General features: G+C 68.1%; 14 protein-coding genes. All 14 read left to right on the forward strand.

Features of this window, described 5'->3' with window-relative positions; genetic code table 11:
- Positions 1-55 precede the first annotated feature (55 nt).
- From VGQ44_19705 to VGQ44_19770, 14 genes are read left to right on the forward strand one after another with little or no spacing between them, the layout of a single operon-like run.
- The gene (locus VGQ44_19705; GenBank protein ID HEV8449067.1) at positions 56-727 is read left to right on the forward strand and encodes a site-2 protease family protein; all 672 of its coding nucleotides are present in this window, start codon (positions 56-58) and stop codon (positions 725-727) included.
- A gap of 7 nt (positions 728-734) precedes the next feature.
- Positions 735-1514 (forward strand): segregation/condensation protein A, encoded by a 780-nt coding sequence (locus VGQ44_19710; GenBank protein ID HEV8449068.1) that lies wholly within the window; start codon positions 735-737, stop codon positions 1512-1514.
- Positions 1489-2181, forward strand: coding sequence for an SMC-Scp complex subunit ScpB (gene scpB / locus VGQ44_19715; protein ID HEV8449069.1), 693 nt, complete (start codon positions 1489-1491; stop codon positions 2179-2181). The genes VGQ44_19710 and scpB overlap by 26 nt, the downstream gene beginning before the upstream one ends.
- A gap of 1 nt (position 2182) precedes the next feature.
- Positions 2183-2986 carry a pseudouridine synthase gene (locus VGQ44_19720; protein HEV8449070.1) on the forward strand — a complete coding sequence of 268 codons (804 nt, stop codon included), beginning with the start codon at positions 2183-2185 and terminating at the stop codon, positions 2984-2986.
- A gap of 48 nt (positions 2987-3034) precedes the next feature.
- Positions 3035-4009, forward strand: coding sequence for a MoxR family ATPase (locus VGQ44_19725; GenBank protein ID HEV8449071.1), 975 nt, complete (start codon positions 3035-3037; stop codon positions 4007-4009).
- A 48-nt stretch (positions 4010-4057) separates the two neighbouring features.
- Positions 4058-5038, forward strand: a complete 981-nt coding sequence (locus VGQ44_19730; GenBank protein HEV8449072.1) for a DUF58 domain-containing protein — start codon at positions 4058-4060, stop codon at positions 5036-5038.
- Positions 5035-6042, forward strand: coding sequence for a BatA domain-containing protein (locus VGQ44_19735; GenBank protein ID HEV8449073.1), 1008 nt, complete (start codon positions 5035-5037; stop codon positions 6040-6042). Before VGQ44_19730 ends, VGQ44_19735 begins: the two co-directional genes overlap by 4 nt.
- Positions 6039-7031 (forward strand): VWA domain-containing protein, encoded by a 993-nt coding sequence (locus VGQ44_19740; GenBank protein HEV8449074.1) that lies wholly within the window; start codon positions 6039-6041, stop codon positions 7029-7031. The genes VGQ44_19735 and VGQ44_19740 overlap by 4 nt, the downstream gene beginning before the upstream one ends.
- A complete protein-coding gene (locus tag VGQ44_19745; GenBank protein HEV8449075.1) occupies positions 7031-8710 on the forward strand; it encodes a VWA domain-containing protein in 1680 nt (559 codons plus the stop codon). The genes VGQ44_19740 and VGQ44_19745 overlap by 1 nt, the downstream gene beginning before the upstream one ends.
- Entirely contained in the window at positions 8707-11109 is a 2403-nt protein-coding gene (locus tag VGQ44_19750) for a BatD family protein (GenBank protein ID HEV8449076.1), read from the forward strand. The genes VGQ44_19745 and VGQ44_19750 overlap by 4 nt, the downstream gene beginning before the upstream one ends.
- Before the next feature lie 33 nt (positions 11110-11142).
- Positions 11143-12906 (forward strand): DNA mismatch repair endonuclease MutL, encoded by a 1764-nt coding sequence (gene mutL / locus VGQ44_19755; GenBank protein HEV8449077.1) that lies wholly within the window; start codon positions 11143-11145, stop codon positions 12904-12906.
- Complete coding sequence (gene miaA, locus VGQ44_19760) at positions 12875-13846, forward strand: tRNA (adenosine(37)-N6)-dimethylallyltransferase MiaA (protein ID HEV8449078.1); 972 nt, start codon at positions 12875-12877, stop codon at positions 13844-13846. The genes mutL and miaA overlap by 32 nt, the downstream gene beginning before the upstream one ends.
- Positions 13843-15045, forward strand: coding sequence for an N-acetyl-alpha-D-glucosaminyl L-malate synthase BshA (bshA, locus tag VGQ44_19765; GenBank protein HEV8449079.1), 1203 nt, complete (start codon positions 13843-13845; stop codon positions 15043-15045). Before miaA ends, bshA begins: the two co-directional genes overlap by 4 nt.
- Positions 15042-15827, forward strand: a complete 786-nt coding sequence (locus tag VGQ44_19770; protein HEV8449080.1) for an undecaprenyl-diphosphate phosphatase — start codon at positions 15042-15044, stop codon at positions 15825-15827. Before bshA ends, VGQ44_19770 begins: the two co-directional genes overlap by 4 nt.
- The last annotated feature ends 2 nt before the right edge of the window (positions 15828-15829 follow it).

The raw sequence follows: 15829 nt of genomic DNA on the forward strand, positions 1-15829 counted from the left end.
CCGGCGACCGCCAACCCGCTCCCGACTGCCGACGTTGCATATCCAAGATGTGTTGATGGCTGCGCCGGTGCTGCTGTTCTCGGTCATCGCGCACGAGTACGCACACGGCTACGCGGCACTCAAACAGGGGGACACCACCGCCCTGAGCCTCGGTCGTCTCACTTGGAATCCGGTCAAGCACATCGACCCGTTCATGACGGTGATTCTGCCGCTCGTGCTCGCGATCTCGAGCAAGGGGCAGATCATTCTCGGCGGCGCGAAACCGGTCCCCGTGAATCCGCGCAACTATCGGAATTTCAAGCGCGGCGACATCATCGTCTCGCTCGCGGGCGTCACCGCGAACCTGGTCATCGCGCTCGCCGCGGTCATCGTCTTCATCGTCGCCGGATTGCTTGGACGCGGATTGTCGGGATTGGAGACGACGCTCGCCATCATGCAAGCAATGATGGTCACCGCGGTCCGCATCAACCTGCTGTTGCTCGCCTTCAACTTGATTCCCATTCCGCCGCTCGACGGATCGCACGTCGTGAAATACCTGCTGCCGCTTCGCCTGGCGGTGTGGTATCAACAGGTCGGCCGCTACGGCATCGTCATTCTCGTGCTGTTGCTCAGTTTCGGTGGTACGCTTCTCAACACCTGGCTCGCTCCTGCGTTTTCATTCGGCGAGCTGCTGCTTCGTCTCGCCGATCCGTACAAGCTGCCGTCGCTTTCCCTCTGGCTAGCCTGAGCGTCGCGTGACCTCCACACCCACTTACGTGCCGGAAACGTTCGCTCCCTCTGCAAGCGCCGCGGCCGCGACCCTCGAGGCGGGCGGAGGCTTCATCGTCGAGCTGTCGTCGTTCTCGGGTCCTCTCGACCTGCTGCTCTCGCTCATTCGCGAAGAGCAGCTCGATATCTACGACATCCCGATCGCGCGCATCTGCGAGCAGTTCGTCGTACGCATTCGCACTCTCGGGCTCAACGAGGCGGCGGAATACCTCGAGATGGCCGCGCGACTCCTGCGCATCAAGGCGCAGATGCTCCTCCCGCGCGGCGACGAGGAGCAGTGGGAGGATCCGCGCGCCGAGCTCGTACGACGCCTGCTCGAGTATCAACAGATGCGCGAGGTCGTCGACCTTCTCGAGCGGCGCGGCGAGGAGCGGCGCAATCAGTTCTCACGCGCATATCTGCCGCAGGCGCCGGTCGCCGCGCAGGCGCCGCTCGCGCTCTCGCTCGCCGAATTGCTCGCCGCGGTGGACCGCGTGCTGCGCACGGTCGCGCGTCCTGACATGCACGAAGTCATTCCGCGCGCCCTCGACATTCCCGGAGCGATCCTGGTCATTCGCTCGGTGCTGGCGCTGAAAGCGCGCATCCGTTGGACGCAGCTCGTCCAGCGCGGCGCCGAACCTTGGCAAATCCTCTCGACCCTCCTCGGTCTTCTCGAGCTCGCCAAACTCGGCGAGTTGCGGGTCGACCAGCCCCGACCTTTCGCCGACGTGGAGATCTCACGTGACGCCGCTAGCGAAGCTGCTTGAGGCCGCGCTGTTCGCCAGCGCCAGACCGATCGCGACCGAAGAGCTCGCCGTTCTCGAGCCCGACGCATCGCCCGCCGAATTGCAGGCCGCGCTCGAGGAACTGCGCGAGCGCTACGACGTCGACGGCCACGGCGTCGAGCTCCAGGAGCTCGGCGGCGGCTGGCAAATCCTCACGCGCGCCGAATACACCGAGGCCATCGAGCGCGCGCAGTTGGCGGCGCGCCCGGCTCGTCTCTCGGGCGCGGCGCTCGAGACGCTCGCGATCATCGCGTACCGACAGCCGATCTCGCGCCTCGAGATCGAGGAGATTCGCGGCGTGATGGTGGGCAGCGTTCTCAAGTCGCTCCATGAGCGCGGTCTCATCGATGTCACGGGCCGTGGCGAAGGACTGGGACGTCCGCTCCTTTACGGAACGACGCCCGTTTTCCTCGAGTACTTCGGGCTGCGCCACCTCGAAGAGCTGCCGCGCGGCGACGAGTTGGCGATCGCACTGCGCGCGCCGGATCGTGCCGATGCACCCACGGCGCCCCCTGTCGTGGATCGCATGGAGCCCGCGGATCGCGTCGTCGACGTTCCGTCGGTGCGCGCCGATACGACGGCCGAGGAGCCGCGACCCGAGTCGGCGGACATCGCCGACGCCCCCGCTCTCGCGGACGCGGGCGTGTAGCGTGACGGAGACGATGCGCATCCAGCGCGCGCTCGCTCGCGCCGGAGTCGCGTCGCGGAGGAAAGCCGAGGAGTTGATCGCCGCCGGGCGCGTGCGTGTGAACGGAGAGGTCGCGCGCACCGGCCAGATCGTCGATCCCTCGCGCGACGAGATCGTCGTGGACGGACGGACCGTCGAGGCTCCGCGCAGCACCGTCTGGTACGCGCTCAACAAGCCGGCGGGGGTGATGACGACGCGCTCCGATCCGGACGGGCGTCGGACCGTCTTCGAGCTCGTCCCCGACGTGCGCGGGCTCACGTACGTCGGCCGCCTCGACTACCTCACGGAAGGGCTCCTCCTGCTCACGACGGATGGCGAAGCGGCGCACCGGCTGTCGCATCCGAAGGGAGAAATCGAGCGGACCTACGTCGCGACGGTGACCGGCAAGGGCGACGAAGCGGCGCGAGTTGCACGCGCCGGTGTGATGCTCGACGACGGGCCCGTGCATCCCAAGCGTATTGTCGCCACCAACGTCGGACGCGACCGCTGGGACCTCGAGGTGACGATCACCGAGGGCCGAAAGCGCGAGGTCCGTCGTTTGTGCACGGCGCTCGGCCTCGGCGTCGAACGGCTGGTGCGAACCCGGTTCGGTCCGATTTCCCTCGGGAACCTGCCGTCGGGTGCGGTGCGCGAGCTCACAGCCGCCGAGCGCGAAGCACTGGGAGCGATGGGGCCGACACCGAGTGGCGGGACGCAGGGGGGGGCACCGTCGTCAAAACCCGGGGTAGGACGGCAGGGCCGACCTCGTCGTCGGTTGTCCAAATGATGCACAGATGACCGCGACGGTCATCCGAACACTCGAACTCCATTGAACGTGGCCACTCAGGTATCCAACGCGGCGGATTCTCGACTCGTCCAGGACGTCGCCCGCCAAGTCGCCAAACGCGTCGTCGGCCAGGAGTACATGGTCGACCGACTGCTGATCAGCATTCTTACCGGCGGACACGTGCTGCTCGAGGGCGTGCCCGGACTTGCCAAGACGCTCACGGTCCGGACGCTCGCCGAGACGATTGATACGACGTTCCACCGCATTCAGTTCACTCCGGACTTGCTTCCGGCGGACGTGCTCGGCACGCAGGTGTACGACCAGTCCACGGGGCAGTTCTCGGTGAAGCGCGGGCCGATCTTCGCGAACATCATCCTCGCCGACGAAATCAACCGCGCACCGGCCAAGGTGCAGGCGGCGCTGCTCGAGGCGATGCAGGAAAAGCAGGTGACGATCGGCGGCACGACGTTCAAGCTCGAGGAGCCGTTCCTCGTGCTCGCGACGCAGAATCCGATCGAGCAGGAGGGCACCTACCAGCTGCCCGAAGCGCAGGTCGACCGGTTCATGCTCAAGCTGCGCGTCGGTTATCCGTCGCGCGACGAAGAGAAGGAGATCATGCGGCGTATGGCGGGCGGCGAGCCGATCGACGTCGACGCCGTCGCGCAGCCGGACCAGATCCTCGATGCGCGGCGCCGCATCGCCGACCTGTACATGGACGACCGCATCATGGACTACATCGTCGACATCGTGCTCGCCACGCGCGAGCCGGCGGCGGCGGGACTTCCCGACCTCGTACCGCTGATCGAGTTCGGCGCGAGCCCCCGCGCGACGATCGCGCTCGCCCAGGCGTCGCGAGCGCACGCGTTTCTGCGCGGCCGCGCCTTCGTGACGCCGGACGACGTGAAGGCCATCGGTCCGGACGTGTTGCGTCACCGCGTCCTCACGACGTACGAAGCCGAGGCCGAAGACGTGACGAGCGATCAGATCGTGCAGCGCGTTCTCGCGAAGATCGAGAGCCCGTGATGCGATCGCTGACGCGCCGACACGAGAGGCCGTTCTCCGAGGCCTGACGTGGCGTTCTCTCTCTTTCGTCGTTCGAAGCCCGCGCCGATTCCGCCGCCGCGGCGCTCCGGGTCGTTCGCCGTCGCGACCACGTCCGGCGCGGCGCCGGCTGTGCCGGCCGAAGTGCTGCGCCAGGTCAAGTTGCTCGAGTTGCGCACGCGCGGCCTTGTGAATTCTTTGTTCACCGGCGAGTACCGATCGGTGTTCAAAGGGCAGGGAATGGAGTTCTCGGAGGTCCGCGAGTACCAAGCGGGCGACGAAGTGCGCAGCATCGACTGGAACGTCACCGCTCGCATGCAGCGGCCGTACGTGAAGCGCTACATCGAAGAGCGCGAGCTGACGGTGATGCTCGCGGTGGACGTGTCCGGCTCCGAGCGGTTCGGTACGCGACGACGCTTCAAGAGCGAGGTCGCGTCGGAGCTCGCCGCGGTGCTCACGATGTCGGCCATCCGCAACAACGACCGCGTCGGTGGGTTGATGTTCACCGACCGCATCGAGCATGTCGTTCCTCCGCGCAAGGGGCGCCGCCACGCGCTTCGCCTCATCCGCGACATCCTCGCGTTCACGCCGCAAGGGCGAGGCACCGACATCGCCGGCGCCACGGAGTATCTGAACAAGATGCTCTCGCACAAAGCGATCATCTTCCTCGTCTCCGATTTCCTCGGCGAACAGATCGAGCGACCGCTCAAGCTGCTCGCGCAGCGCCACGATCTGGTGGCCGTGACCGTCGAGGACCCGAGCGAGAAGACGCTGCCCGACGTCGGTCTGGCGCGATTCATCGACCCGGAAACGGGCGCCACGCTCGACGTGGACACGAGCAATCTCGCGGTGCGCCAGCGCTTCAACACCGCCGTCGCCGAGGAAAGCGATCGGCGGAAGCATCTGCTGCGACGCCTGGCGATTGACGAGATCGCCGTGCGGACGGACCGCGGGATCATGGAACCGTTGCTGCGGTTTTTCCGCACGCGCGAGACGAGGGTTCAACGATGACCTCGTTGTGGCGTGCGTCGCGCGCGCGCTTGGCCGCGATCGGCTCCTCGCTCATCGTGTTCTCGGCGACGGCGGTTGCCGCGCAAGGTGCGTCGAGCGCGCTTCAGGTGAAGGCGGCGGTGAAAGTCGCCCCCGACAGCGTTCGCATCGGTGATCCGTTCCGCGTCACGATCGGCATTCGCGCGCCGTCGGGAGCGACGATCGACTTTCCGCGCGCGCTCGACTCGACCGGCGCCGTGCAGTCGCTCGACCCGGTGAATGTGCGCACCAGCGCCGACACGTCGGCGGTCGAGCAGTACGCGGACTATCGCGTCGCCGCGTGGGACGTGGGCGCGCAGGGCATTCGCTTCGACGACATCATCGTGAAGCTGGGGTCCGTGACGCGTCGCGTTCCCGTGACGGGCGCGACGATCTTCGTGAAAAGCGTGCTGCCGCCGGACAGCGCCAAGCGCGTTCCGAAACCGCCGCGCGACCTGTTCGAGGTGAATCCGTTCCCGTGGTGGCTGTGGGCGCTCCTCGCCGCGGTGATCATCGGGCTCATTCTTCTTTGGTGGTGGTTGAAGCGGCGCCGCCGAAAAGCGCAGCCGATTCCGGCGATCGATCCGTTCAAGCAGGCCGAGGCCGATTTCGAGCGCATCGAAAGACTGGCGTTGCTCGAGGCGGGCGAGCGTGGCCGCTACGTGACGCTCGTGATCGAAGTCCTGCGCGACTATCTCGCGGCGCGCCACACGCGCGCGGCACTATCGCTCACTAGCACGGAGCTGCAGCGCGTCGCGCGCGAGCTCCCGACGGTCCCCGAGTCAAGATTGGGGCGCGCTTTGACCGACGCCGATCTGATCAAGTTCGCGCGTCGCGCCGTGAGCACGGATCGCGCGCGCGATCTGGGCCGCGAGGCGCGAGCCATCGTCGCGGTGGAGCACGCCGCGACCCCGCCCGAAGCTCCAATCACGACGCCGACTCCCCCGACGACGCCAACGCCGACGTCTCCCGCGGAGGCCGCATGATCGCGCTCGGGAGAATTCAGTTCGCGACGCCGTGGGTGCTGGCGTTTCTCCTGCTGCTGCCGATCTGGTGGATCATTCGGCGACGCCGACGGCCGGCGGCGATCGTCTTTTCGCGCGTGCCGGTGCTGGCGGTCGGGCCACGCGCCGGGCGGCGGACGCCGTTCTTTCTCTTCCTGTTCCGGAATCTGCTGCTGGCGTCCATGATCGTCGCGTTGTCGCGGCCGCGGTCCGGATCGCACTCCGAGAACACCACGAGCGAGGGCATCAACATCGTCCTCGCGATCGACCTCTCGAGCTCGATGCTCGCGCAGGACTTCACGCCGAACAACCGCCTCGAAGTCGCGAAGGACGTCGTGAAGCGGTTCATCGCCGCTCGCTCGAGCGACCGTATCGGCGTCGTCGCGTTCGCGTCCGAGGCGCTCACACAGGTTCCACTCACGACCGACTATCCCGTCGTCAACCAGGCCGTCGACAACCTCGCCGCCGGACAGCTCGAGGACGGGACGGCCATCGGCACGGCGATCGCCACGGCCGCGAACCGGCTGCGCGATGCACCGGGACGGTCGCGCGTGATGATCCTTCTCACCGACGGTGAGAACAACCGGGGCGCGATCGATCCGCGCACGGCCGCCAAGGCGGCGCAGGTGTTCGGCATCAAGATCTACACGATCGGCGTCGGCACCGAAGGAATGGCACCCGTGCCGGTTGGTCGAGGGCTCTTCGGGCTTCGCTACGAGAACCGCCTCGTCCGCATCGACGAGCCGCTCCTCTCCGACATCGCGAAGACCACGGGCGGCCGCTACTATCGCGCGCGCGACGCCGCGGCGTTGCAGCGTATCTACCAGGAGATCGACCAGCTCGAGCGCGAGCCGGTCCGTACCCGCGCGTACGTGCGCTACACCGAGCTCTTTCGCTGGCCGCTGTACTTCGCCGCGCTCATGCTCTTCGCCGAGTTGATGCTTGCCGCACGCCGGGGGCCGCTGCCGTGATGCCCGACGTGACGTTCGACTATCCGTACCTGCTCGCCCTCGCGGCGATTCTTCCGCTGCTCACCATCTACGTGCTCCGTCGCGCGTTCACGCAGCGAAAGGCGCGTCTCAACCGCCTCGGCAGCATGGATGTGATTTCGCGCATCATCCCGCCGCGCACGCTGGTGCGGCCGGGTTGGCGCATGGTGCGGCTTGGCGTTGCTGGTGGGTTGGTCGGCATCGCGGCGGCCGGCCCGCGCTGGGGGGACGAGCGGACGGTCGTTCGCACGCGCGGTATCGACATGGTGCTCGCGCTCGACGCGTCGCTCTCGATGCTCGCGCAAGACGAGCGGCCGAGCCGGCTCGAGCGGATGAAGGAAGAAGTCCGACGCCTCCGCGCACTCTCGCCCGGAGATCGCATCGGGCTGCAGGCGTTCGCCGGGCGCAGCTATGTTTTGTCGCCGCTCACGATCGACGAAGGAGCGCTCGACCTTTTCCTCGACAATCTCGACCCGAGCGTCGTGGGGCAGGCGGGGACGTCGATGGCGCGCACCATCCATCAGGGAGTCGATCTCCTCACGGTGACCAACAGTGGCTCGGATCGCGCACTGGTCGTCATGAGCGATGGAGAGGCATTCGAGCCGCTCGAGGACGTTCAGGCGGAAGCCAAGCGGGCGGCGCAGCAGGGCATCAGCCTCGTGACGGTGGGGTTCGGCACGACGGAGGGCACGACGATCCCGATCAAGAATCAAGACGGGTCGACGACCACCAAGAAGGACGAGAACGGCAGCACCGTGATCACCAACTACCATCCGGAATTCTTGAAGGGCGCGGCCGACGCGGCCGGTGGGACGTTCATTCCCGCCGACGCGACGGACAAGGCCGCGCGCATCAAATCGGCGCTCGCTACGCTGAGAACCAAGGCGCGTGCCAGTCTCGCCGGCGAGTCGAAGACGCCACGCTACCAGTGGTTCTTGTTCCCGGCGCTGCTGCTGCTGTTGCTCGACACGCTGCTCATCGAGCGGCGCGGCCACCGTGCTCCTCGCTCGGCAGCGCAAACGGCGGCCGCCGCCGGACTGCTGCTGATGGTCTCGCTCAACGGCTGCGCGCGCCTCACGCGGTCGCAGCAGGCGGCGACGGCCTATCACCACGGGCAGTACGCTCAGGCGGCGTCGCTGTACCGTGACGCTATCGCCGCCGGCGACAAGTCGGCCGAGGCGCTCTACAACTTCGGCACGGCGCTCGTTGCCGCCGACTCGAACGCATCCGCGGTCGACGCGCTTCGCTCGCTCACCGACATGAAGAAAGACGAACTTCGCTTCCGGACTCTGTTCAACCTTGGTCTCGCCCATTTGAAGCCGGGGCTCGCGGCGCCGTCGGGTGAACAGAGCGGCGAGCTCGATTCGACGCTCGCGATCTACAAAAAGGCGTTGCTCATGCGTCCGACCGACATGGACGCAAAGTGGAACTACGAGCTCGCGCTTCGACAGAAACAGAAGGGCGGCGGGGGTGGCGGTGGTGGCGGCGGGGGCGGTTCCGGCGCGCCCCCGCAGCAGCATTCTCCGCAACCGCAGGGCGGTCTCGGACAACAGCAGGCCGAGCAGTTGCTCGGCAGCGCGGCGCGCGAAGAGCGTGACGTGCAGTCCAAGCGGCAGAAGGCGAATCGGCAGGAGCCGCCGCCTGGAGGAAAGGACTGGTGATCGCCGCGCTTGCCATCGTCGCGCAGCTCGCGATCGTCGCGCACGGGCCGGATTCGGCCTCGACGTGCGAGGCGTTCGAGGTGTCGGTGGCGGTGAGCGCCAAAGGCTCGACCGTTCCGCGGCTGATCGTGCCGTCGTTCTATCCGTTCGACATTCTCCGGTCGTCTCCGGTGCCGCATGTGTCGTACGACCGGCGCGGCGATGGTTCGGTGACCGCCGAGTATCGCTACGTCCTTACCACCGACCGGCCTGGCACCTTCGCGGTTTCACCGTTCGAGGCGAGACTCGGCAAAGACGTCATTCGCTCTCGGCCGGTGGAAATCGCCGTGCACGCCGCAGGGCGCGCGCAGGTTCCCGCGGTCGTTGCGCGCGCGCGTGTCGACACGAGCCTCGCGATCGACTTCCGGGCGCTGTCAGCTCCGGAAACGGTGTACGTCGGACAGCAAGCCAATTACGAAGTCGCGGTCTTCTTGAATGCCGCCGTGCGCGACCGGCTGCGCAGGAACCCGACGTTCTTCCCGCCGGACATGCAGTCGATGCTCGCGTACGATCTGCCGGCGCGCGCCAATCCGCCGAGACGCGAAGGCGGCTCGCATTGCTTCGACGCGCTCGTCTACCAGCGCGCGCTCTTTCCGTTGATGCCGGGCCGCTTCGCGATTCCGCCGGCGCAGCTCGTGTACTCACTTCCGCTCTCCGCGAGTTTCTTCAGCCGCGAAGAGACGCACGACCTCGAGACGGACAGCACCATCATCGTGGCGGTCGAGCCGCCCGCGGCCGGGCGTCCCGCCGACTTCGGCGGCGCGGTCGGCAACGTGCGTGTGGCGACGCGACTCGACACGCTGGCGTCGCGCGTCGGCGATCCGATCGTGCTGACCGTTCGCGTCATGGGCACCGGGAACGTGAAGCTCTTCCCGCGTCCGGCGGTCGGCGTTCCATGGGCGACGTTGGTCAAGGGCGACGAGCGGGTGCGCGTGGACACGACGGCGCGGCGCATCGCCGGCTCCAAGGAGTTCGACTGGCTGCTCACGCCCAAAGTCGCGGGCGAGCTCGACGTGCCGCCGATTCGCTACGGCTACTTCAACCCCGACACGCGGCGCTACGAAATCGCGTCGACCGGCAGCACGCGCGTGCACGTCGGCCCGGGGTCGCTGGCGTCGGCGGATACGGCGCGAACGGAAACGCTCTTGCCTCTCCGCCCGCGCTATCGCGGCGCTGCTCGTGCTCCGGTGCACGAATCGGCGGCCTTCTGGGCGCTGCTCGCACTTGCCCCGCTGCCTGCGGTCACGCTTCGCCGCCGTTCTGTGCGACGACCGACGACCGATCGCGCACACGAACCGTCTCGCCGCCTTGGCGCCGCCGTGCGAGCGGCAGCGAAGTCGCGTGACGCGTCGACGGTTCGCCGCGCGTACACGTCGGCGCTCAGCGAACGGCTGACGCTTCAGCCGGAAAGCTTTACGCGAGCCGGCGGATTGGCCAGAGTACTGCGCCGTCGTGGCGTGTCGACCGGCATCGCGACCCAGGCCGAGCGATTCCTCCGCGAGTTGGACGAGGCGGCGTTTGCCGCCGGAGGTGCGCTGCCCTCCGACGCCGCCGAGAGAGCCGAACGTTTGTACCGCGCGGTCGACGACGAGGCGCTGCCACGCACGCAGATCTTCACGCGCGTCATGAGCATCGTGGTGATCGCGGCGCTCGGCGCGGTCGCCGCGCACGCTCTGTCGCAGCGCGTCGATCCACGTCGCGCGTTCGACGCCGGCGTCGAGGCCTATGGGCGGCACGAGTTCGTCGCCGCGCGCGAGTCGTTCCTCGAGTCGGTGCAGGCTGATCCTCGTGCCCCGGACGCGTGGGCCAACCTCGGCACGGCGGCGTGGGCGGTCGCCGATACGGCGCGGAGCGTCGCGGCGTGGCAGCACGCCCTGCGTCTCGAGCCGCTTGCTGCGGACGTCCGCGAGCGCGTCGAGCTCGTTCACTCGTTGCCCTGGACGGCGAGTGGGTTCGTTCCGCCGGTTCCCGTCGAGTGGGTGTTCATTGCGGCGGCGCTGCTGTGGCTCGCGACGTGGGGCTGGGCCGCGACGCGCGCGAGACGCGGTGACGAAGTGCGACGCACGCGGGTCGCGTCGCTCGCCGTCGCGGCCGGGATCGTGTTGGTCTGCGGCTTCGCGCTGGTCGACCGCGCCGCCGGACGGCACCTCGAGGTCATGCGCACCACCGCGTCGCTCACCTCCGATCCCGAGATCGGCGGCGATCGGGGGCCCACGGCGATCGTCGGCGAAGTCGTGCGAGAGATCGGCCGGCAGGGCGCGTGGACGCGCGTCCGCCTCGACGACGGCCGCGACGGATGGGTCGAGTCGTCCGCGCTCATCTCCCTCGACACGCGGGACGCGTCACAAATCGGCAATTGACCGGCCGCGCGGCGCGCCCGTAGCTTTGGCGCCGTGACCGTCGCTTCTCCCCCGCGCATCGCCGTCCTGCCGAGCGACGTCGCCGATCAAATCGCCGCGGGCGAAGTCGTCGAGCGGCCGGCGTCGGTGGTCAAGGAGCTCATCGAGAACGCCATCGACGCCGGCGCCCGCGCGATCGACGTCGCGATCGAAGACGGCGGCCGGCAGACGATTCGCGTGAGCGACGACGGCACCGGCATGACGCGCGACGACGCCGTCCTCGCCTTGGAGCGGCACGCGACTTCAAAAATTCGCTCGGCGCGCGATCTGGTCGGCGTGCGCAGCTTCGGGTTCCGCGGCGAGGCGCTGGCGGCGATCTGCTCGGTGTCGGAGCTCGAGCTCGAGACGGCGCCCGACGACGGCGCGGGAACGGTCGTGCGCGCCGCCGGCGGTCGCGTCATCGACGTCGACGCGACGAGCCGCCGCCGCGGCACCACGGTGCGCGCCGCGCGACTGTTCTACAACGCGCCCGCGCGACTCAAGTTCTTGCGCGGCGCGCGCTCAGAATGGCGAGCGATCCTCGACGTCGTCGCCACGATGGCCCTTACGCGCCGCGACGTCCGCATCTCGCTCTCGCACGACGGCAAGTCGATCCTCTCGCTTCCGGCGAGCGCGACCCCGCGCGAGCGGTTGGCCGCGATCTACGGCGGGCCGTTCGCGGAGCGTCTGCTCGACGTCGACGACGTGAGTGGCACGACGCACGTCGCCGGGTTGGTCGAGCGTCCGTCGGACGCGGGCACCGCCACACGACGCGTCTTTCTCTCGGTGAACGGCAGAGCCGTGCGCGACGCGGGTCTCGCGCGCGCCGCGGAGACCGCGTACCGCTCGACGATTCCCGCCGGCGTGCGGCCCACGCTCTTTCTCGACGTCGTCGTCGCCGCGGATTCGGTCGACGTCAACGTTCATCCCGCGAAAGCCGAAGTTCGCTTCCGCGATCGATGGACGGTGGAGCGTGCGATCGAAACCGCCGTGCGCCGCGCGCTCGGCACGTTCGAAGCCGGCGCCACATTTGGCCGGCGTGTTTGGCCCACACACGCGCCGCTCGCCGAGCCGTCGCCCGAGGCGGCCAGCCGGCTCGACTCCATCCCCGCGCCGCCGCCGACCGCCGATGGTCTATTCAACGAAGCGACAAATGCGCCGCCCGACCCGTCCACCAGTCCACCTGTCCCCCCGTCCACCGCTCCAAGCGACGTACCGCCCCTTTTCCAACTGCATCGCACCTACATCGCCTTCGAGCACGAACACGGCGTCGTGCTGATTGATCAACATTCGGCGCACGAACGCGTGCTGTTCGAGCAGTTCATGGGCGCGCTCGCGCGCGGCGAACACCCCGCGCAGCGTCTGCTCTTTCCGATGACGTTGCATCTCGGACCGGCGGAGAGCGAGGCGTTCGAGCAGAATCGAGCCGCGTTCGAGCAACTCGGATTCGAGATCGAGGGATTCGGCGGCCACACGCTGATCGTGCGAGCCGTGCCCATGCCGCACCCGCGCTTCGATCCGGAGCGTTGCCTTCGAGACACGCTCGCCACGATCACCGGCGACCGCGGCGCGAGCGAGCATTCGCGCCACGAGCGCCTGGCAGCGACGGTCGCGTGCAAGGCCGCGATCAAGGCCGGCGACGCGTTGTCGCCCGCCGAGCAGCGCGCGCTCTACGCAGCCCTGCGCGACACCACGCTCCCCGCGCACGACGTGCACGGCAGGGCGACGATCGTCCAACTCACGTGGGATGAAATCGACCGGCGATTCGGCCGTCATTGACGTCGGGGTCATCTGCGGGCCGACGGCCGGCGGCAAGAGTGCCATCGCGATGTGGCTCGCCGAGCGCCGGCCGATCACCATCGTCAGCGCCGATTCGCGTCAGGTATATCGCGGCTTCGACATCGGCACGGCAAAGCCGACGGCGGACGAGCGCACGCGGGTGCCGCACTTGGGGCTCGACGTCGTCGATCCCACCGTTCGCTATTCGTCGGCGGTGTGGGCCAAAGCGGCCCACGGCTGGATCGCCGACACGCTTTCGCTTGGCCGCACGCCGATCGTCGTCGGCGGCACGGGATTGTATTTGCGCGCGCTATTCGAGGGACTCTTCGCCGAGCCGCCGATCGACGCCGAGCGGCGTCGGCGCCTGGAGCCCGAGCTCGCCGCGCTGACGACGGAGGAGCTCAAGCGCTGGGTCGAGCGCCTCGATCCGCCGCGCGCGCATCTCGGACGCGCGCAACTGCTGCGAGCCATCGAGATCGCGCTGCTCACCGGCCACCGCGTGAGCGATCTTCACGCGGCGCATCGGGGGGCTGGGCAAGGGGAAGCACGTTGGCGCCCGCGCTATCTTCTGGTGGATCCGGGCCCCGCGCTCGCGCAACGGATCGGCGCGCGGCTCGACATGATGCTCAACGCTGGATGGCCGACCGAGGTCGAGAGACTCATGCATTCGGTACCACCGGACGCGCCCGCCTGGAAGGCAACGGGATACGAAACCGTGAGGCGCATGGCGCGCGGCGAAGTCGCGCGCGCCGAGGCGCGCGAGACGATCCTGATCGAGACGAGACAATACGCCAAGCGCCAGCGGACCTGGTTCCGTCACCAACTCCCGCCCGACCGCGTTCTCTCTGTGAACCCGTTGGCGCGTGATTGGGAGGAGGTCGTCGCGCGCTGGACGACCGGGATCGTGTACGGCGGCACGGCGGAGAGAGCGGGCCGGTGAAGGTTGGCATCACGTGCTACCCGACGTACGGCGGCTCCGGGGCGCTGGCCACGGAGCTCGGCATCGCGCTCGCGCACCGCGGGCACGAGGTGCACTTCATCACATACCAGCAGCCGTTTCGGCTCCCCGCGTTTACTCCCGGCATCTATTTCCATGAGGTCGATGTAGGGCGCTACCCGCTCTTCGAGTATCCGCCGTACGACCTCGCGCTCGCGGTTCGAATGCACGAGGTGACGATGGCCCATTCGCTCGACTTGCTCCATTGCCACTACGCGATTCCTCATGCGACGAGCGCGTGGATCGCGCAAGAGATGCTCAAGCAATCGCGTCGCGACATCCGCGTCGTCACGACGCTGCACGGAACGGACATCACGATCGTCGGGCAGGACCCCTCGTTCCGCCCGATCACGAAGTTCTCGATTGAAAAATCCGACGGGCTCACAGCCGTCAGCCGCTATCTCCAGACCGAGACGCTCACGACCTTCGGATGCACGGCGTGCCGCATCGAGGTCATCCCGAATTTCGTCGACCCCGAGATCTACGACCGCTCGCGCTACTCGTCGATCTTCACCGAGCAAGTGGACGCCGGGAAGCGCGTGCTGATGCACGTGTCGAACTTCCGGTCGGTAAAGCGCGTGACCGACGTCGTGAAGATCTTCGCCGAAGTCGAGCGCCAGGTGCCATCGGTGCTCATGATGATCGGCGACGGCCCGGACCGCGTCGACGCGGAAGCGGCGTCCCGCGAGCTCGGCCTGCAGGACAAGGTGTTCTTCCTTGGCAAGATCGACGCGGTGGCGCCGCTGCTCGCCGGCGCCGACCTCTTTCTTCTGCCGTCGAGCACCGAGTCGTTCGGTCTGAGCGCGCTCGAGGCGCTCGCGTCGGGTGTTCCCGTAATCGGGTCCAACGCCGGCGGATTGCCGGAGGTCGTCCGCGACGGCGAGACGGGATTTCTCTGCGAGGTCGGCGACGTCGACGCCATGGCGTCCGCCTCGCTCGAGCTGCTCCGTGACCGCGACCGCTGGCACGCGATGAGCACCCTCGCCGCGCGGGACTCGCGCGACCGCTTCTCGCTCGACGCGATCGTCGGTGACTACGAAGCGTTCTACGAGTACACCCTGGCGTCGCCCTCCCGCGCCGAGCGCAACACCGCGCGCGCGACCGCGCACTCGCCCTCCCCCCTTCCACGTGGAGCCGCGTGAGCCTCGCCCACGCCATCATTCTCGGGATCGTCCAGGGCCTCTCGGAGTTTCTACCCGTCAGCAGCTCGGCGCACCTGACGCTCGTGCCCTGGCTCTTTCACTGGAACGACCCCGGCCTCGCGTTCGACGTCGCGCTGCATGTCGGCACATTGATCGCCGTCCTCTGGTACTTTCGCGCGCAATGGATCGCGATGGTCCGAGCATCGCTGGGGCAGGGCACCGCGGAGGAACGGCGGCGGGTGGGCTTCCTCGTCATCGCCACGATCCCGGGGGCAATCGCCGGGCTCGCGTTGGAGAAGCAGGCCGACAGCACTTTTCGCGACCCGCGCCTGATTGCCGTCGTATTGATCGCGATGGGCATATTGCTGTGGTGGATCGACAAGGCGGCCGCGTCAGATCGCTCGCTCCCGACCATGACGGTGCGCGACGCGCTGCTCGTCGGGTTGGCCCAGATGTTCGCGATCGTTCCCGGCGTGTCGCGCTCGGGGTCGACGATCACGGCGGGGCGGGCGCTGCGCTTCACGCGCGAAGACGCCGCCGTATTCAGCTTTCTCATGAGCATGCCGATCATCGCGGCCGCGGCCATCTTGAAGCTGCCGCACGTGCTCAAGACCGAGGGCGTGACGACGCCGCTCGTCGCCGGCGTCGTCGCGTCCGCCGTCAGCGGATGGCTGGCCATCGCCGTACTCTTGCGGTTCGTCGTTCGGCGTAGCTATGGCGTCTTCGCGGCGTACCGAGTGATCGTCGGACTCATCGTTTTGGGAATCGCATTCTTTCGCTGACG

Source organism: Gemmatimonadaceae bacterium (genome assembly GCA_036003045.1).
GTDB lineage: Bacteria > Gemmatimonadota > Gemmatimonadetes > Gemmatimonadales > Gemmatimonadaceae > JAQBQB01.